This window comes from Enterobacter sp. 342, assembly GCF_036663495.1.
GTDB lineage: Bacteria > Pseudomonadota > Gammaproteobacteria > Enterobacterales > Enterobacteriaceae > Enterobacter.
Genome location: NZ_JAWUEI010000122.1, coordinates 1 through 786, shown reverse-complemented (window position 1 = coordinate 786; position 786 = coordinate 1). Strand labels below are relative to the sequence as shown.

Genomic DNA, 786 nt, shown 5'->3' with positions numbered 1-786 from the left:
ACCCTTCCGTTGCCTGCGTGGAGAACGCCTGCCAGATAATGCTTGGCATTCTGCCCCGGTGTGACAACCCGCTTTTGCTGCGCTCTGAACATCCAGTCGGCTCCTAATTTGGGATTGAGGTCTATATCGACTTCATCCTCATAAAACACCGGATTATCGGCATCACAGCGGGCCAGCGCGGCGTCGATATTCGCCATTTTTTCCTGATAGGCTGGGTCTTTTATCCGCAAGGTCGGCACGGGCCTGCGCCAGACAATGCCCATACGAGGTAACCATCGGCGGAGCGTGGAGGCTGCCACATTGAGCCCTGTTAACCGATTGATTTTTATAGCCAATAGTTCAGTACACCAACGGCTGCGCTGATAACCAAAATCTTGCGGAGAAAACTGCATGAGCAGCACCAGTAAGGTGACAATCTTGGCGATAGGTAAGACTGGGGCACGGCCAGCCGGTAAGGCTTCTAGCGCATCTATGCCTTCATCTCGATACCACCGAAGCCAACGACCGATGGTCGAGCGCGCAGCGCCGGTAAGGTGATGAACATCGGTGATCGTGCGTCCTTCATGTAACAGCAAGATGGCCATCAAGCGACGAGCATGTCCTTTATCACGGGTGGCATGGATGATTTTGTGAATGCGGCGCCGTTGTGGTCGTGGCAGAGGTGGTAGGATAGGCATCAACTCAGTCCTTTGGGTGTGGCTTGTTTTGTTTAGCGACTAATCAGATCGCACAAACTGGACTGAGTTCCCTTCCTCCGGTGATCTACTATTCGGAACAGCTATTTAG

1 protein-coding gene is annotated in these 786 nt (G+C 53.1%); it reads right to left on the bottom strand.

Annotated elements, in window-relative coordinates; all coding sequences use genetic code 11:
* On the bottom strand, positions 1 to 677 hold a 677-nt coding region (locus V6E55_RS25550), incomplete at its 3' end, for an IS630-like element ISAhy2 family transposase (RefSeq protein ID WP_316936929.1).
* Positions 678 to 786 lie beyond the last annotated feature (109 nt).